The sequence below is a fragment of the Flavobacterium sp. AC105 genome (assembly GCF_979258495.1).
On sequence record NZ_OZ409860.1, the window covers coordinates 5,329,373 to 5,348,123 of the forward strand.

General features: G+C 33.4%; 17 protein-coding genes and 1 tRNA gene. 6 read left to right on the forward strand and 12 right to left on the reverse strand.

Going from position 1 to position 18,751, the window contains the following annotated elements; genetic code table 11:
• The first annotated feature begins 1 nt into the window (after position 1).
• The 4 genes from ACZ0AH_RS22110 to ACZ0AH_RS22125 all read left to right on the forward strand — a co-directional run bounded on the left by ACZ0AH_RS22110 (position 2) and on the right by ACZ0AH_RS22125 (position 3,183).
• Complete coding sequence (locus tag ACZ0AH_RS22110; RefSeq protein WP_463477896.1) at positions 2-1,120, forward strand: P-loop NTPase family protein; 1,119 nt, start codon at positions 2-4, stop codon at positions 1,118-1,120.
• 102 nt (positions 1,121-1,222) lie between these two features.
• Entirely contained in the window at positions 1,223-1,459 is a 237-nt protein-coding gene (locus ACZ0AH_RS22115) for a hypothetical protein (RefSeq protein ID WP_463477897.1), read from the forward strand.
• 2 nt (positions 1,460-1,461) lie between these two features.
• Entirely contained in the window at positions 1,462-2,523 is a 1,062-nt protein-coding gene (locus tag ACZ0AH_RS22120) for a hypothetical protein (protein ID WP_463477898.1), read from the forward strand.
• 3 nt (positions 2,524-2,526) lie between these two features.
• Entirely contained in the window at positions 2,527-3,183 is a 657-nt protein-coding gene (locus ACZ0AH_RS22125; protein WP_463477899.1) for a DUF6734 family protein, read from the forward strand.
• Between the two features lie 150 nt (positions 3,184-3,333).
• On the opposite strand, the gene ACZ0AH_RS22130 is transcribed toward ACZ0AH_RS22125, so the two are convergent.
• From ACZ0AH_RS22130 to ACZ0AH_RS22155, 6 genes are all read right to left on the reverse strand, one after another.
• The gene (locus ACZ0AH_RS22130) at positions 3,334-3,807 is read right to left on the reverse strand and encodes a hypothetical protein (RefSeq protein WP_463477900.1); all 474 of its coding nucleotides are present in this window, start codon (positions 3,805-3,807) and stop codon (positions 3,334-3,336) included.
• 13 nt (positions 3,808-3,820) lie between these two features.
• Positions 3,821-4,291 (reverse strand): hypothetical protein, encoded by a 471-nt coding sequence (locus tag ACZ0AH_RS22135; RefSeq protein ID WP_463477901.1) that lies wholly within the window; start codon positions 4,289-4,291, stop codon positions 3,821-3,823.
• A gap of 2 nt (positions 4,292-4,293) precedes the next feature.
• Positions 4,294-5,715, reverse strand: a complete 1,422-nt coding sequence (locus ACZ0AH_RS22140; RefSeq protein ID WP_463477902.1) for a hypothetical protein — start codon at positions 5,713-5,715, stop codon at positions 4,294-4,296.
• Positions 5,716-6,157: 442 nt separating this feature from the next.
• Positions 6,158-7,330: a tyrosine-type recombinase/integrase gene (locus ACZ0AH_RS22145; RefSeq protein WP_463477903.1), complete on the reverse strand. Its 1,173-nt coding sequence runs from the start codon at positions 7,328-7,330 to the stop codon at positions 6,158-6,160.
• A gap of 121 nt (positions 7,331-7,451) precedes the next feature.
• A tRNA-Ser gene (locus ACZ0AH_RS22150) sits at positions 7,452-7,538 on the reverse strand.
• A 59-nt stretch (positions 7,539-7,597) separates the two neighbouring features.
• Positions 7,598-8,473, reverse strand: a complete 876-nt coding sequence (locus tag ACZ0AH_RS22155) for a LysR substrate-binding domain-containing protein (RefSeq protein ID WP_463477904.1) — start codon at positions 8,471-8,473, stop codon at positions 7,598-7,600.
• A 90-nt stretch (positions 8,474-8,563) separates the two neighbouring features.
• On the opposite strand from ACZ0AH_RS22155, the gene ACZ0AH_RS22160 reads away from it, so the two are divergent.
• Complete coding sequence (locus ACZ0AH_RS22160) at positions 8,564-9,805, forward strand: MFS transporter (protein WP_463477905.1); 1,242 nt, start codon at positions 8,564-8,566, stop codon at positions 9,803-9,805.
• A 270-nt stretch (positions 9,806-10,075) separates the two neighbouring features.
• Here ACZ0AH_RS22160 and ACZ0AH_RS22165 read toward each other — a convergent pair whose 3' ends face one another.
• The 6 genes from ACZ0AH_RS22165 to ACZ0AH_RS22190 form a co-directional block, all read right to left on the reverse strand.
• Positions 10,076-11,107 (reverse strand): asparaginase, encoded by a 1,032-nt coding sequence (locus ACZ0AH_RS22165; RefSeq protein WP_463477906.1) that lies wholly within the window; start codon positions 11,105-11,107, stop codon positions 10,076-10,078.
• Positions 11,097-12,233 carry a 1-acyl-sn-glycerol-3-phosphate acyltransferase gene (locus ACZ0AH_RS22170; protein WP_463477907.1) on the reverse strand — a complete coding sequence of 379 codons (1,137 nt, stop codon included), beginning with the start codon at positions 12,231-12,233 and terminating at the stop codon, positions 11,097-11,099. The genes ACZ0AH_RS22165 and ACZ0AH_RS22170 overlap by 11 nt, the downstream gene beginning before the upstream one ends.
• A gap of 64 nt (positions 12,234-12,297) precedes the next feature.
• The gene (locus ACZ0AH_RS22175; protein ID WP_463477908.1) at positions 12,298-13,077 is read right to left on the reverse strand and encodes a TatD family hydrolase; all 780 of its coding nucleotides are present in this window, start codon (positions 13,075-13,077) and stop codon (positions 12,298-12,300) included.
• Between the two features lie 319 nt (positions 13,078-13,396).
• Positions 13,397-15,064 (reverse strand): S41 family peptidase, encoded by a 1,668-nt coding sequence (locus ACZ0AH_RS22180; protein ID WP_463477909.1) that lies wholly within the window; start codon positions 15,062-15,064, stop codon positions 13,397-13,399.
• A gap of 568 nt (positions 15,065-15,632) precedes the next feature.
• On the reverse strand, positions 15,633-16,358 hold the full coding sequence (locus tag ACZ0AH_RS22185; RefSeq protein ID WP_463477910.1) for a CDC27 family protein: 726 nt from the start codon (positions 16,356-16,358) through the stop codon (positions 15,633-15,635).
• 2 nt (positions 16,359-16,360) lie between these two features.
• A complete protein-coding gene (locus tag ACZ0AH_RS22190) occupies positions 16,361-16,945 on the reverse strand; it encodes an RNA polymerase sigma factor (RefSeq protein WP_463477911.1) in 585 nt (194 codons plus the stop codon).
• Positions 16,946-17,673: 728 nt separating this feature from the next.
• On the opposite strand from ACZ0AH_RS22190, the gene ACZ0AH_RS22195 reads away from it, so the two are divergent.
• Positions 17,674-18,669 (forward strand): hypothetical protein, encoded by a 996-nt coding sequence (locus ACZ0AH_RS22195; RefSeq protein ID WP_463477912.1) that lies wholly within the window; start codon positions 17,674-17,676, stop codon positions 18,667-18,669.
• Positions 18,670-18,751: the final 82 nt, after the last annotated feature.

Genomic DNA, 18,751 nt, shown 5'->3' on the forward strand with positions numbered 1-18,751 from the left:
AATGACTTTAGCACAAGAATTCAATAGCTTAAACGGTCTGATTGTTTCCCGCAAGACGTTGGAGGATTTACTTTTGAGAGCCGAAAAGCAAAAGGACACCATTATTTCAAAAAGGGTTATCAAGGTATTAGAGGCGTTTGCTGATGATACCTTTTTAATCGAAATAAAAAATCTGGTCGAGCCTTATGGCTTAAATGGTGCTAAAAAATCCAATTCGAAAGTAAGGGCGAAAAGACCGATCATTAAAAAAGCAATAGCCGTAAAACCAAAGGCTAAAACAGTAAAGATCATTAAAAAAAGTAGTTTGTCTCAAGTGGTTACAAAGCCGATAATCAAAAAAAAGGAAATCAAAAAAAATGTTGCAAAACCCGTTGCAAAGGAAAAAACAATTGTTGCAAAACCAAACCTTAACAAAAATTCCTTAGCCTATAAAATGGCGAACAAACCCAAAAATGTCACTTATTTTAAAATTGCGAATAGGGATATTGCTGATTTTTTAGGCAAAATTGAGCGTCAGGAAAAAGAAAGTGTCGTTATCACTTTAACGGGTGGTCAGGGTTCAATGAAAACACGAATGTGTTTCCAGTTCATAAATACCTTTGCGCAAAATTACAAAGTCGGTCATGCCAGTATCGAAGAACATCCCGAGAGTTCTTTATATTATGATAAGGCAAATGAATACCTGAACAATCAGGCTTTGATTGATACCGAAGCACCCGAAATAAAAAGTGTATCCGATTTAGACAAGCTAATAAGAAACAATGATGTTATTGTAATAGACAGTTTTTCGAAAATGCAGGAAATGCAAAAAGGTTTTGAAGTTGATAAAGACCTTAGAAAAAAATACGATGGAAAATTATTCATTGTAATTTTTCAGCAGACCACAGACGGGAAAATGCGAGGCGGTTCCAAAAGTCAATTTGATGCCGACATTGTACTGTACACCGAGAAGAAATCCAACTATCGCGACAATTACATTTTTGCCGATAAAAACAGGTATCAGGATAAGCCTCTGGATGAATTGAAATTTAATATTTATAGTAAAAGACTTGTGAAGATAATACCTGAGAATATCACAGAATCAAAACCAATTAAAAAATTATCGTTTACGGTAAACTAATAAATCCAAAAGTAGATTTTTTTAATCGCCGGCGCTTGATTTCTCCAGGAAAAAAGGCATCAAAAATCTACAATTTATTCATCAATCTAAATCAATCAAAAAATGGCAACAACAAGAAAAACAGCAGTAAAGAAACCAACCGTTAGAGGATTAAAGAAAATTTGCAGCGGAGTTGTAAAGGCAACAGGACTAAAAGCCGACGGAACATTAAAGAAAGGATTCAAATATGTTGCAGGTGGCAAAATTGTAAAAGTAGCACCCAAAGCACCCATAAAAAAGAAAGTGGTTAAAAAGAAGCCAGTAGCAAAAAAGAAACCCGCTAAAAAATCTAAAAAATAATTATGGCTGTTTCTGTTTTTTACTTTGTAAAGGAGGTTAACGGTACTGTATCGGTTATCGATAATCAGGGTGTTGAACAGGATATATTTTTCCTGTCCAACCAAGATGTAATTCAGCAAGGCGGTGGCATGTTTTCACTTGCCAACGGTGTGGATTTTTCGGGTAATACAGTTTTGGAGAAGTCTTATTTTATAGGGGATTTTCAAAATAATTTGTGCGTACCACCTATTGAAGCCAACAATGACAATGAATTTTTTGCAGAACTTGCCTTGAAATTCTTCTCATCTGCACCCATTGTTGAACCGATAGACCGCAGAATCATAAAATTTGTAAAAGATGAAAAAGGAAACGTATTGCTTAAAAAGCTCGACGATACCTTAATTACTTCGTTTAATCCCGCTCAAAATTTGCTTAGAATCCCCGAAGAGGCAAACAGGTTTAAAATCCAGTCCCTTTCAGCATTCGCAGGCAATGCCTTTGTTTTGGATTATACGCAGGTTAATTGTGATCTGTGCGAGCCTGCTATTGGAGCGCAAAACTTTAATGATTTTTTGGTTGAATTATCAAAGAAGTTTTTTTTTTTAGAAAGTGATTCTGATTCAGGTACTATTGTAATCCCTAACAGATTTGTGGCAAACTCCGGCTATTCACCAAGAAACAACGGAGGAAGGCGTTTGTTTGATTATATTACCGGAAACGGAGACAGACAAATATTTGTATCAGACCCTAACGGCAATATCAATAGCGTCCTTGGAATGATTGACACCGATGGTCAGTACAAATATTTGTTTAATCTTCAAGCGCAACTTTATGTTTTTGAATACAGTACAGTAAATTTTGATTTGGAAACCGGATTGAATCTCGTTTCCCTGCCTAACGGTACGCAAGGCGAAGTAATAGAAGTTTTAAACATCAGGGATAGTCAGGGCGAAAATATTCCCTTTAGATTTAAAGGTGTAGAATATTGGCGTAGTGCACGTATAGATATGGATAATTCCTTGTATAATGCATCAATTACGCTTATATCTAAAACTTACAAATACGTTCCCGTAGCAATCCAGTAGGCTATGAAAGTATTATATACCTATGTTGCAACCGATATAAGCAGGGAATGGGTAAAGCCTGATTTTCAGGATTTATTTTTACGAAAATCTATTGCAGATGCAAAGCGGTATTATGCTGAAATTGAATTTTATACCGATGCCGTATTTGCTAATAAAATAAAAGACATAAAAGGCATTCATATTGTTATTCAGCAAAGTAAATCCTTCAACATTGAATTGTGGTCATTGCCTAAAATAGTTACTTACGAGGCGCAAAAAGCGCCTTTTTTGCATCTCGATTTAGATGTAATCCTAAACCACAAACCAAGTTTTGATAAAGTACTGGTCGAATCGATTGACAAAGGCGAAGCTTTTAAACAGATATATCCTTTGGCAGAGGCAAAATATACAAAAGCCTATAATATGGGCGTGTATGGTTGCAATGATTTAGAATTTAATACCCTTTATTGCAAAAATGCTCATGCCTTTATTGCTGATAATTACCAAAGCTTCAAAGCAAAAGGAATTTTGCGTTTTATGCCTGTTTATTTTGAACAATTGATGCTCGCTGAGACTTTGGAGCAATTCAAAATCACGCCCGATTTAATTCAAAGTCCGGATTATGTCCATTTAAAAGATCAGAAGTTTGATTTGGAAATTTATAAAAAACATTTTAGGTAAGAAAATACCTCATATTATTTTTTTTTTAATATCTTTGTGTTTATTATAAGTTTTGCAAAAGTATTACAGTGATTTTGCAAACTGGAAAAGCCACTCGAAAGAGTGGCTTTTTGATTATTAGGCTTTTAAGAATGTTGACTGGCAAGTATATTATATAGTTTTCTTTATCTGTTTATTTTTTACGAGATAAAAAATAGTACCGATAATCAGAATTGGTAAAACAAAATAATAATAACTCACAAAATGAAAAGTGCCATTATAGGTTGCTAAATAAAAAGAACCAGTAAGATAAAGATAGGCAAACAACGAAATACAGATTCCCACAAAAATGATATAGTTTTTAGTAACTGATTTAATGTTCAGGTATGAAAACGGTGATAGAAATATCAATAAATATTTTCCGGATTTTCTTTCCGGATATTCTTCTAAACTCTTTATTAAAAGTTTTCTCAAATAAAAAACAGAACCGATTATAAAAGCAATGGCTACGAAGAAGAAATAATTTATAAGATAATAAGTGTCATACAAATTAATTGTATAGTAATATTGGCTAAAGTAAAAATAGACAAACAACAAAATGCAGATTAACGCAAAAATCAAATAATTCCTAGTTAATGTTTTCATTGCTGTTTTTCTTTTATAAATCTGAATATTCCCAATCTACTTGATATTTAATTAATTTGTCATTGCCGATTTTTTCTAATACGTAAACTTTAAAATACGGATGAATGGCAGTAACTGGGAACGGAGCAACAAATCCCGACTTCTTATAAGCATCAGTTTTTTTAATTTCTTTTTGGTAATACAAAACTTCATTTTCTCTGAGTTTAGCACTGTCATTTAATTTTATCTTCTTTAAAAGGCTAACAGCGGAAGTTTCCGATTTATTTTTGTCTTTATCAAAAACAAATCTTTCAGACTTTATTTTGAAATATATTTTCCCGTCCTTTTGAGTTTTTGTATCCTCTTTTGGGTTAAATAGTACGTATTTTAAAGGTTTTAAGTGTTTGTCTCCTCCTTTAGAGAAAGTATAATAATCACTTTCTTTTGTTTGTCCACTTATCAAATTTACTAGCAGAAAAAATAGTATAGTTATATTTGTTTTCATAATTAGTTACTACAGGTTGATGGTCCTTTATATAAGTTCTCATTTATTAAATTAGTAATTGCTGTCTGTTCAGCAGGAGACAAATTATCCCACGCAACAGTGGTTAAGGCACCTCCTAATTTCCCTAAACCAAGCCACGTTACAGATTCGTATGTCGAGCGAGGGAGGCGATTATTATCAAATTGTTGTATAACATCCGCAATAGTTCCTCGATAATGACTTGCTATCATATCATGATTCCAATTAGGGTGATTTCTGTTGTAATAATAATCCATCAAGCCCGGATAATTATTTTTTAAAGAATTCACATAGGCAACTTGTTGTTGAGTAGTCATTGTAGCGGGGTCTAAACTTCCATTTTGTGCAGCTGACAACATTTTTCTAAAAATCTCTGCGTGAATAACTTCATGAGCAAATACGACTGCATTTCCTAAATCTGATAAAAGTGCTAATTTAGTATTGTCAAATTGAATTTCCGTTATATAATTTACAGGAGCGACTGTAATAGCAAAAACATTTGCGTCCAAATTATTATTAATAGTCAATTTAAGATGACTTACAGCAAAATCACCGTCAAACTTTTTTATAGCAGTACTAAATATAGTAGAAGCCATTAATCTTTCATAAATACATTTGGCTTTTCCTGTTAGCTGATCGAATATTTTTTTATCTAAAATACATTGATTCAATTTTTTAACATAACCGTCTGGACAACTGGTTTCCGATGGTGTAGTTGTACTACCACCGCCACCACCGCCATAACCCGGACCCGGTGTTCCACTTCCAGGTGAAGGGGGTACGTTTGATCCGCCACCATAACAACCAACTTCGTACAGTGCTTCAAAATGTCCATCTTCATACCAATAGCCATAATAAACACAAACTTCTTCATCATATCTTGAAGTTATTGAACGTTGCATTTTTTTTCCATTCTTAAACTCGAGTTTGCTTCCTATGTCTGTTGCTAACTCCTGTACAAGAATCTTGCCATCAAAATTATCCTTAATGCTGTAGTAGTTGAAATCTTTATCAATTACAGTATTTTTTTTATCTGTAGTGAAAATTTGAACATTGAAAAGTTTGAAACCCTTATTTTCATCTTTCACAAACATTAAGCGATGATGGTCATTATATAGGTCGGTTTCTTTATTAGTTGCGCTTAGGTTCGCTAAAAGGGTGAAGGGTACCTCTATTACTTCCCCAATCTCTCCATTGGAAATAATAGCATCTTGCCATTGAAGTTCTTTTACATATTCGAAAACGTTTGTATTATAATTACTTTTATTGGCATCAAACCAAATTTTAGCTTCAGTTGAAGACTGACTTACGGTTTGCAGAGTGGTTTCCTCTGTGGCACAATTTGTCATTAACAAAAGAAAAGCTGATAAAAACAAGCTTTTAAATACTGTTGTAATTTTTCTCATATAATTAATTTCTTACAACGAAAGTAAAAAATAAAAATTATAATCAAAGAAAAAACCTATAAAAATGTTAATATTTAATATTGGAATGTAGATTTATTTCAATTCCGGAATAAACTGCAGATCCGGATCTGATTAAATAAAATCTACAATTAGTTTTTGCGATAAGTAGATTTATTTAAGAACCTGGATAAAGCGCCGGCACAGATCTGAGCAAATAAAATCTACTTTTTTATCGTTTAATGATTTTTTTTAATTCAAAAAAATTAATGTTTATAAATTTTACAGAATGTGTTTATAAACAAAAAGAGTCAAAATACAAGTTTATAAACGTTTTATAAACACATTAAAATACTGATTAATAGTGCTTTGTGTAAATAAATTTAATTGTTTACAATGTTTACGTTTTTTTTGTATACCCTATCTTGCTGTGTTGCTAAATAATTTAAAAAGTAACATTTGCACCTTGAATTGTTGTATCACAACCCTTATTTCTAGGTGTATATAATTCTGTAATTTTAATATCATAATGGCGTGCCTGATCTCTAACTTTTATTGCGGGCACACCACTATTTAATAAGTCTGTGATTCCAGTATCTTTAAAAGAATAAAATTGATATTTGTTTTCCAGTTCAAGTTCTTTTCTAACTTTTTCCCAAGCTGTTGCAATTTTACGAACCGGCATTTGTATTGTACCAATCTTAAAATTATCGCCAGAAAATAAATAATCTTGTGATTTTGCATTTCCGATATGGCTTTTTAATATTTCTAGAAATTGAGAAGGAATTGTGACAAACTCATTTTTTTTGTTTTTCGAAACATCTTCCGGCAAAAAAATAGAACTCTCTTTGAGGTTAACCATACCAACTCTAAGTTTTCCCAACTCCTTATTTCTTATAAAACAAAAATAAGTTGCCATACACAGGCAGTAAAAACTATTATCATAAGATTGTAATTTCTCACTTATTGTCTTTTTCATGTTTTCGGGGAAAACCTGCCTAATTTTAGGTGTTGTTCTCATTGGTTTAATAGCAGTTGTCGGATTCTCTTTTAAAACTCCTTTATCTACTAGAAAAGAACAAAATAATTTTATAAATATTAGGTGATTGTTTCTAGTTCTTGGAGAATTACCTCTATCGATATATACCCAGTCTAAATATTTTTTACAAAGGTTTTGATTTATTTCAACTGCAAATGTGATTTTTATATTTTTCTCGACTAAAAACTGTTGAAATAAATTCAAATTTGAATTATAAGTTCTAAGTGTATCAGGACGAAGAACATTATCCTTCAGTTGTTTTTTTAAATTATTTAAAAAGGCATTAACAACTTCTTTGAAGGTTTTGTAATTTTTTCCTGTCTGCTCCATATAGGGAGACCAACCATCTGCTAATTTATTATTAATCTCTAAGACAATTCTTTTAGCATGAATGGTTCTGTCAGTAAGACTATTCAAACAAGGCACACGTAACCTTTGACGTTCGAGCGCTCCGGTTGCTGGATGTTTTGCATAATAAACAATCATCCATTCTTTGTTTTTTTTAAGCTCTGCGGGTTTATAATCTATAAAAGCAATGCTTTTATTACGTGAGAGAGTAGATTTTTCAGAATTTTGCATTTTTTTTTATTGCTTAAAAAACTCACATTTTTTAAACTATAAATATTTGACACAAATTTGACACAGTAATTTTTATAAAAACCTGCTATCCCTTTATTTTCAAGGGATAACAGCATTTTAGCAGAGAGGAAGGGATTCGAACCCTCGATACAGTTACCCATATACTAGCTTTCCAGGCTAGCTCCTTAAACCACTCGGACACCTCTCTTTATTGGTCTGCAAAGAACACAAAAAAAATTGAGTTACAAAAACAAAATCATACATAGTTTACATGCTTTTTCTAAATTCTTCCATAAACAGTTTTACAGCCTTTTTTTGGTATGCGCCTTCTATCGTTAACATAAACGAATCTCTTTGTGTAGCAACTCCGGTAATATTAATTGCTTTTATAGTATTCCAGCCTTGTAAAGCCTTCTCTGTTACTATTGTAGCCCAATAATCGCTGTCGCCAACCAATCGCAATAAAGCATGAACGGCGTTTAATTCAATCGAAACTTTTGGTTTCATATTATTTTTTAAAAACAATTCGTCTAAAAACTCTCTCGAATTAAATCCTTTTACGGGTAAAATAAGCGGAAGATCTTCTATTTTTTTAAAAGAAATTTTATCCAAAACCGCTAAAGGATGCATATTTGAAACCGCCAAAACCAATTTTGACCGAAACAATGGCTCTTTTTGAAAAGGAAGTTCGATTTCGTTAGAAGAAATTACTAAAACCAAGTCTAATTCGTTGTTTAATAGTTTTTGTTCCAAAGGTTCTGTTGTGCCATATTCAACAACAATTTTTAAATTAGGATATGTTTTAGCGAACAAATTGACAACCGGCAAAACCAAAAGTCCAAAAATATACGTGACGCCAATTCGCAATTCACCGCCAATCATTTGATTCAAATCATCAATTGCCTGTTTCCCGCTTTGCACATTTTCAATAATTTGTTTCGCATGCGTAAGAAAAACAGAACCTGCTTCGGTAAGTTGAACTTTTTTGCCAATCCTTACAAATAAAGGCATACCGAGTTCTTCTTCCAGCTTTTTTATTTGCTGAGATAATCCGGATTGTGTGACAAAACACAATTCGGCTGCTTTTGTAAAGTGAAGAATTTCAGCAGTTTTAATGAAATATTCTAATTGATAAATTTCCATATCGATAAGTTTTAATACTTGTTATCAGTAAAATTATTAATTTTTCTAATGAAATCATAATTCCGACCTTTGTAAAAAAGATTTAGAATCATGTTTAAAGCGCTAAAATCAAAAAACTTCAAATTATTCTTTTACGGACAATCGGTTTCTGTAATAGGAACCTGGATGCAAAAAACAGCTGTAAGCTGGATGGTTTACAGCATTACAGGATCTGTTTTCTTACTGGGATTAGCTACTTTTTTAAGTATGATTCCGTCTTTATTCCTGGCTCCTTTGGCCGGAAGTATTATTGGGCGTTACGACAGACATAAGGCTATGATGGTATTGCAGTCTCTTGCAATGCTTCAGGCCGGAGCTTTGGCTTTGCTGATTTATTTAAAAATATACAATATCAATTATATTTTGGCTTTAAGCCTTATTCAGGGAATTATAAATTCTTTCGACATGACATGCCGACAAACCATGATGATCGATATTGTAAACCATAAAGAAGATTTGCCAAATGCCGTTGCGCTAAACTCAACCTTAAATAATTTTGCCCGAATTGCCGGACCTGCTTTAGCCGGAATTATTCTGCACAATTATGGTGAAGACATTTGTTTTATTGGAAATTTTCTGAGCTATATTCCGGTTTTGATTTCTTTATTGATGATGAAAATTACGCCGCATATTAAAGCAACTGATAAGTTTAAAATGCTTGAAGATTTTATCGAAGGTTTAGATTACGTTAAAAAAGAAACCGAAATGGCAAAAATGCTTTTGATGTTAATGTGCAGCAGTTTATTCGTGATTTCTTTTAATACTTTGATGCCTGTTTTTGCAAAAGATATTTTTAGCGGAAACGCCCAGACTTTTAGCTGGTTCGAAAGCGCTGCCGGAATTGGATCGATTCTATCCGCTATTTATCTGGCTAATCTAAAAAAAGCAGATAATATGGGCAAAATCATGATTGCTGCGAGCTTATTACTAGGTTTTAGCATCATCATATTAGCGTATTCAAATAGTCTGAGTATTGCCCTTATTTGTATGGCTTTGAGCGGTGTAGGAATGATGGCACAAACATCGGCAATAAACATTTATGTTCAGACGCAAAGTACCGTAAATATGCGTTCAAGAAGCATTAGTTATTATATGATGGCGTATCAGGGAATGATTCCTGTGGGAAGTTTGATTATTGGTTATGTTTCGCACATTATAGGAACCAGAAATACGGTTGCGATTCAGGGAATTATTTGTATTATTTCGGTAATTGTTTATGTTTATTATAAAAGACATAGTGCCGAAGAAGATTTGGAAACTTGTCCGGTTCCGTATAGAAATCCCAAAATTTAAATTCCAATTATCCCCAATCTTGTCATTTCGAGGAACGAGAAATCTCCACGAGAAACTCGACAAGGACTGAAACATTAGGAAGGGAGCTACTTGCGGAGAATTCTCGTTCCTCGAAATGACAAACTAAGCTAATTTTGAGTTGGGCCTGTCAGTTCGAGCGGAGTCGAGAACCTTTGCGGCATCTCGACTCCGCTCGATGTGACAAACTAAATCAAATTCATTTTAAACTTTCTTCTAAAATGAACTTATATCACTTATATGGTGAAAAAACTATAAAGAAATTTCCCCGCGTAAAGCTGTCTCAAAGACATTTTTAAACTCAGCTTGCGGAATATTATGACCTAATAAATACATTAGTTTTGTAATGGCAGCTTCGGTAGTAATATCTTTTCCTGAGATAACGCCAAGAGATTTTAGTTTTGTGCTGGTTTCGTATTGTCCCATATTTACACTTCCGCCAGAACATTGCGTAACGTTAACGATGTATAAACCAGATTGAATTGCTTTCTGAATCAAGTTCAAAAACCAATCTTCTGTTGGAGCATTTCCGGAACCATATGTTTCCAGAACAATTCCTTTTAAATCTTTAATGGCTAAAATTGAGGATAAAACAATTTCGCTCATTCCCGGAAACATTTTTATAATCGCAACATGATTGTCTAAATTCTTATGAACGATCAGTTTAGCGTCTTTCTTTACAGGAAGAAATAAATGCGAATTCAATTTTAGATGAACGCCTGATTCTACCAATTCAGGATAATTTGGTGCTGTAAAAGCTTTAAAATGTTCCGCATTTACTTTTGAAGTTCGGTTTCCGCGGTACAATTTATATTCAAAATACAAACAAACTTCGTTAATAACCGGTTTTCCGTTTTCCTGAAGAGACGCAATCTGAATGGCTGTAATCAGGTTTTCTTTTGCATCAGTTCGCAAATCACCAATTGGCAATTGAGAACCTGTAAACACGACTGGTTTTGCTAAATTCTCCAGCATAAAACTTAATGCTGAAGCCGAATATGACATCGTATCTGAACCGTGAAGTACTACAAAACCATCATAAGAAATGTAGTTTTCTTCGATAATTTCAGCAATTTTCGTCCACATTTCAGGATTCATATTGGATGAATCTATCGGATTTTCAAATGAAACCGTTTCAATCTCACAATCTAATTGTTTGATTTCAGGGATTTTTTGCAATAATTTACCAAAGTTGAACGCTTTGAGAGCGCCAGTTTCAAAATCTTTACTCATACCAATAGTTCCACCGGTATAAATCAAGAGTATTTTAGGTTTAGATGACATCTTGGTATTTTAATTTATTGACAACCGGATTTGCATACATCGCCAAGAATCCTTGTCTTGTAACAGGATTATCGCAGCCAATACGCATTTCTAAACGACGCTCAAACAACGATTTTTCATTCTCTTTATACAAATGAGAAAATTTATCAGTTTCATTTAAAATATCGTACGCAATAAAATTAGTTGGCCACAATTGGTAATTCTTCAAAATCGAATCGTCAATTACTTGTGCCAAAGCCTGAACTTGTTTGTTCGAATTGTCGTTTTCAGCAACAATCTGGTCAATTTCAGTATCTAAAACATCTCCAACAGAAATGTGTATTCTTTTTTTAGTTCCCATAATACCACTTATGATGGTCATGAAATCTTCATTTTTATCTTTAACGTAAACTTCGTTGTTTGCTTCTGCCATTAATTGTGGCATTTTCAAGACATCTGTAGGATCATATTCGTATGAAATTGAAACGGGAACGATTCTTAATTTCTTAAAATAATCCATTAAATTGGCTTCGTCAGAACCCATCCCGATCATTTTTAAAACGCCTGGATTGGTTTCGTCATTTCCGTCTTTTGTGCGTCCTTCTCTTTGTGCAATCCAAACCGAACGATTTTCGCGAAGCAATAATTGCCCCATATATTCGGCCAGTAATTTAGAACTTTGCAGCATTTCTCTTGGCGTTAAACCTCTTAAAACCAAAAAGTTTCTGTTTAGTTTTGCCAAAGTACTCAGGAATGCTTTTTTAACCAAATTATCTCCAATTGCAGATGCGGTCATCACCAAACCATGTTCGAAAAGGCAAACATTTAATAAGGTTGTATCTAAAAGAATATCTCTATGATTCGAAATAAATAAATAAGAGGTGTTTTTTTCCAGTTTCTCAAATCCTGAAGTTGTAAGGCCTTCAGAGCTTTTCTCTAAAACCTTTTGTATGGTATTATAAATAAAGTTGCACTGAAAATCACGAATCGAATGTGTTTTCTTTAGCTGCTCTTTCCAAACCTCATCTTCTACTTCCGGAAAAGTAAAGTTCATCATGGTTTTCATCATCGGATGATTGACAACATCATGAAGTGCTTCATTTATTTCAGAATCATAAAACGGTCGAATGGCATCAAATTTCTGCATTATAAATATTTATTTAAGGTGGGCAAAAGAACAAAAAAAAAATTAAACTATTGTAAGGTATAAATTAAATCCCAAAAACGTTTATAGAATTTTGTGTTGTTCGTTGTGCAATTTCTTCTTCAGAAACATCATAAATATCGGCTAATTTGGCTACAACATTTACTAAATAACTGCTTTCATTTCGTTTTCCTCTGTACGGAATTGGCGCTAAATAAGGAGAATCTGTCTCCAAAACAATATGTTTTAAATCAATTTGATTCAGAAATTGGTCTATTTTTCCGTTTTTAAAAGTCACAACTCCTCCAATTCCTAACTTCATATTATAAGAAATCGCCTGAAGAGCTTGTTCGTGAGTTCCGGTAAAACAATGAAAAATCCCAAATAAATCAGCTGATTTTTCTTCTTCCAGGATTTCGAAAATTTCATCAAAAGCTTCTCTGCAATGAATTACGATTGGTAATTTATATTGTTTGGCTAACTGAATTTGTCTCTTAAAAGCAATTTGCTGTTCTTTAAGATGGGTTTTATCCCAATATAAATCAATTCCGATTTCGCCAACGGCATAAAACTTTCGTTTTGCCAGTTCGGTTTCTACATGTTTTAACTCGTCTTCGTAATTATCTTTCACGTAAGTGGGATGCAAACCCATCATTAAAAACACATAATCCGGATAATTTTGTTCTAAATCATACATAGATTGCGTTGCAGCGGCATCTATAGCAGGAATAAAAAAACGGGTTACTCCGGCGTTTATAGCGCGTTGCATCATTTCGTCACGATCCTGATCAAATTCTTCTGAATATAAATGTGTGTGCGTGTCGGTAATTATTGGTGTTGAATTCAATTTTGTAATTTTTAAAGGTTCAAAATTACGATAATATTAAAAACTTTCCCAATTTGAATGTGATGGCACGCGGATGACACGGATTCACTTCGTGAAACGCGGATAAAAACGGATTTTTTCTATCATTTTTGTTGGACTGAGTGTAGTTGTATGGCGGAAAATGTGACGCGGATGACACGGATTCACTTTGTGAAAACGCGGATAAAAACGGATTTTTTCTTGTCTTGCTTTTATTTATAAATGAAAACCTTTGTCAACATTTAAAACTTTGACAAAGGTTTTCGCAATCTTATCATTTCAATGAAACGACAAATTTGTACTATTTTCCGGTTTCAATAAACAATAAAGCGCGATCTAAAACCTCGTCTTTTCCTTCCTGGATTCCTTTTATGGTTGGTTTAATTTCAATGTCCGGAACAATTCCTATTCTTTGGGTTTCTTTTCTATTTGGATAAAAAACGCCTAATCCGGTAAATCTTGAATAAAATTCTTTTATGGTATCAAAATCACTAACATTGCCATCTGCACCAGCGGTTTGGCTTCCAATAATAGTTGTGTTTGGAGCAGTTTGAAAACACATTGCGGTCCATTCTGATTGACTTATGGACTCTTCGTTTAATAAAACTATCACCTTGCCTTTGTAATTATCCTTATTGTTTTCTGTTCCTGAACTTGTTCCTCCGTCCCATTTGTATTTTCCCGGATACTTATAATCTGGCCGTATATAAATGGCAAATTCTTTTTCCTGAGCATTTAAAAAATTTGATATTTCTCTAAAAGTTCCGTTTGGATAATTTCTCATATCAAAAACAATAGCTTTAGACGATTTTAGCTCATCAATCATGGGTTGCACATTAAACGGTTTTAAATTTCCCATATTTACGTAACCAATATTATTATCCAGCATTTTAAAACGTACTTTTTTTACCGTACTTTTTTTAAACTCGTTTCTGCGAGAATCATGATAACCGTACCATTTCATAGTTTGTGAAGTGTACTTGCCATCTTTTAGAAATTCTAATTTAATAGTATCTTCATATCCCGACTCAATTTGTTTGACGACATTTCGTAAATAAATTGCCTCGTTTGAAGCGCTCACTAAATCTCTGTTTTCTACAAGAATTTCACGAATTGTTTTATCATTTACTTTTGTAATTACATCTCCTATTTTAATACCATCTGCTTCAGCAAGACTATCTGCCAGTATTTCTGTAACGATTATTTTTTCGTCGATTATTTTAGATTTAAAGGGTAAAAATCTTCTTTCTTTATTAAGGTCAGCCTCTTTTTTGGTATATCTAAAAAATACAACATGACTGTCATTAAGCCTGACTGTCAATTTTTCCATCGCAGTATAAAATTCATCATCATTTTTAGCGGCAACAAAATCCGGCAGCAATTCTTCTAAACTTTTATCCCATTTTTTATCCATTAGATATTTATACGGATAAAAATATTCGATTAAATTCCAATACATAAACATGCCAACAAGTCTTGAATTCTTCTGATTATAATTAAGAACATTTAAATTTTCATTTTTCACAAAAACATTTTCAACATGATCAAATCCAGACACATAATATTGTTCTCCCTGAAATCTGTTATCTTCTATAAATTTCAATTTCTTCGAAAGTTTCTTCGAAAACAACTTATTATTAAACCAGCTTAAATCGAAGTTTTTATCAAAAAACTCAACATCTTTTGGCGTTGCGATTGGTGCTATTTCCTTTACCGGACCAAGATCATCAATCCAGTTTTCGAGAATCAGCGAAAACTCTTCTTTGGTTTGTGCTTTTTCTATTTTTGGTAGTTTTTCTAAAAGCTGATTGTCCCAATTTACTTCTCCATTGGCAACTTTTGGATGATAATATTTTAAGAAACCCCAGACTTTGCAAGTGGCGGCAAGTTTTTCGGTTTCGGTAATTTTGGTGCTGCCAAAAATGATTTGTGAAAAAATAATAAAGAGAAGCAGAATAATTTTTTGCATGCAGTAAAGGTTAGAATTGTAAATAGTTTTGGCTGTTTTGGCATAAAATAAAAACCGAATTTAGAACTAAAATTCCAGACTCGATTACGGCTTTACGTAAAATTGAATTTTGGTGAGAAATGGGAACGCGGATGAAACGGATTCACTTTCGTGAAAACGCGGATGAAAACGGATTTTTTTCTTTTTGTCTGGCTGAGCCAAAATCATGTTGACTAGAAATGGAACGCGGATGACACAGATTCACTTTCGTGAAAACGCAGATGAAAACGGATTTTTTTCTTTTTGTCTGACTGAGCCAAAATCATGTTGACTGGAAATTGAACGCGGATGACACAGATTCACTTTCGTGAAAACGCAGATGAAAACGGATTTTTTTTTCTTTTATTCGTGATTTTTGTCTGACTGAGCGAAGTCGAAGTCTACGCACAGTAATTCAACTTGTTTATGTTAGCTTCTTTCGAGACTTCTACTTCGCTCAGTCTGACAAATTGGACGCAAAAAAAATTCGCAAAGCTTTTAAAAACTTTGCGAATCTCTGTGTAATTTCAGTGCATCTCTGCGAAATAAACTATCCCAATTCGTCCAGAAGTTCCTGAACATCATCGTAGTTTTCGTAATCCTGCGAAATAGTCTGCAGGATTTCTTTGCATTCCTTGTATTTTTTCTGTTTTAGTTTTGATAACGCTAAATTCCACTTTGCTTTTTCTTTATATACAGAAGTTCCTGATTTTAATTCATTAAAAACCGTTTCAGCTTTTACATATTTACTTTCTTCTAATAATGAAACGCCATAAAAATATTGAATTTCAGGTGTGTTTTTTTCTTTTAAAATTTCTTCAAAAAGCGGAATTGCAGCTTCATATTTTCTTTCGTTAAATGCTTTTTCTGCTTGTTTTAAAGTGGCATTTACATCACCTCTTTCGGTAAAAGATGCTGTTTCGGGATGATTAAAATCGTTAAAAGTTGGGTTCTGATTATAATCAAAAAAGAACAATCCAAATAAAATCGCAACGGATGCCGCTGCCGCATAATACCACGGTTTTAGCAATACCACTTTTGGTTTGTTTTTATTAAAATGGCTGTCTGAAATCTTCGTCAGATTTTCTTTGAACGCTTCTCTTTCTTCTTCATATCCAAATTTATTTTCTAATTGAGCATGAATATTTTTGAACGTTTCAAATTCCGAAGCAAATTCTGGATCTTCAGCTATTTGGTTTTCAAAACTATTTTTTTCCTCAATATTCAGTTCGCCTTGAAGATATTGATCAAATAATATGTAGCGTTCTTCATTCATGACTAATTGTTTTTTAGAGATTTAAAATTTTTGGCTTCCTGAATCCACTGCGTTAACTGGCCAATACATAACGATTTCTTTTTACGAACATAGCCATAAGTTACGTTTAGTTTTTCGGCAACTTCTTCCATCGATTTAATGGTAAAACTCAGCTTTAATAATTCCTGGCATTTCTCTCCTAATTTCTGAAACATGGTGTCAAAAAGCTGCTGTTTTTCATCAAATTCTTCTGTATGTGCAATCAATTCCAGTGCAGATTCATTCATAGATACTGCATCTTCATTAATTGTTACCCCTTTATTTGATGTTTTTTTAAACTCATTAAGCCATTTTCTTTTACACAATAAAAAAAAGTAAGCATCAAACGGGCAAGTCAATTTTAATGTATTGGCTTTGGCTTGGTTAAAAAGCAAAATCATGACTTCCTGGACCACATCCTGTGCTTGTTCCTTATCGCCGGAATTGTTCATGACGAACATAACCACTTTGGGAACGAACTTTTTATAAATAGACTGAATGATTGCCGAGTCATTTGCAGCAAGTCCTTCAATATACATTTGGTCAGGATGAATTTTAGTTTGGCCCATAAAAACTTTTTGTAGCTAATTTAGAAAACAATTGTAAATAAATTTCACAAAATGGGGTAACAATTAACAAATCAAGTTGATATAGTATTAAATAATATGTTTTTCGCAAAATTATTTATTGCAGAAATAGCCCACAGATTAAACGGATCAACGGATTGACACTGATATTTTTTGATTCTTTAATTTAAAATTCGTGCTCATTTGTGCAATTCGTGGCGAAAATCAATTAAAAATTAAGAGCAATGGAAACGTATCAATTTATAAACAAAAAAATCTAGTTCAGTTTAACCAAATGATTTCGGCCAGAACCCGAAATGGTTTTGTAATCGTGGAGCACAACGAGAAATTACCGTATATCGTTTTATCCAAAGAAAAAAAAGCCATTAATCACACTCTACATCTCTTTCTTACCTGCCTTACACTCGGGTTTTGGTCAATCGTTTGGATTTGCTTAATAGTTACGCTTTCGCGGAAAACAAACATTCTCGTTGCCGTAGATGAAGACGGAAATTTGTTTGAAGACAAATGCCTTTCAGCCTAACAAAAAATAAAAACAGGGTAACAATTTTATAAGCCAGTTGATATAACATCAGCATACAAGTTGAAAAATAAATTTTAAAAACAAGGGTAACAATATCAAACCCAAATTGATATAAGAATATAAAACTAACCAGAATCTGAAAAACCGCTTGAAACAAATCAAGACAGATTTATAAAAACTAGAAATCATGAACACAAATTTTAAAAAATTAGCCCTTTTATCTTTATTGTTAATCACTTTAGTAAGTTGCGACGACAACACAGATGGTGATGGAAACAATATTGTTCTTCCGCCAACCGGAGCTGCCTTTAAAGGCATTAGTGAAAAAGGTGTATCTGCAAATACACAAAGATTTACCGTTAATGCAGGAAATGGTGTTGTAACTGTTACCTCTAAAAAAGGAGTAAAATTAAACATCAACGGAGACTGTTTAACTAAAAACGGAGTTGCCGTTACCGGAGCAATTGACATTGAATACATCGAACTTTTTGATAAAGGAACGATGTTAATTACCAACAAACCAACAATGGGAATTACTGCTGACGGAAAGAAAAATTTATTAATTTCAGGTGGAGAATTCTTTATCAAAGCCACTCAGGGCGGTGTTGAACTTAAAACTTCTTGTACGATGAGTTTGGTAGTTCCTGCAGCTTTGACTGATGCTGTAGACAACACCATGACGTTATGGAACGGTACTATTGATGACAACGGAGAATTGGCCTGGAGAGAAAATAAACCAGATGCTACAGGAGCAAATGGCGGCGGAAAAGGCGGTGTACAAGGCGAAGGAACTAATTATTATGTAACTTTTGGAAACTTTGGATGGACAAACGTTGACCGTTTTTACAGCGATCCAAGACCTAAAACCACTATTCTTGCAGACGCTCCTGATGGTTACGACAACAACAATAGCGCAATTTATTTATCATACGATGGCGAAGGAACAAATGCATTGGCTAAACTAGACACTTACACTGCCGCAGGATTATTCAGCGAGCACTATGGTCAAATCCCGATTGGTTTAGCTTGTCACGTGATTTTCGTTACCGAATCAAATGGTCAATGGCGTTATGCGATCAAAGCTGTAACCGTTGCTGCCAACGATGTTTACACCTTTACTTTAGCCGAAACAACAGTTGGTACAGAAGCTCAACTGGTAGCAGCAATCAATGCTATTCAGTAACTTACAAAATACTTTTAAGAAAAAGTGATGATTTGCTCATCACTTTTTTTTACATTTAATCCTGTTTTAAAATTAACGCTGA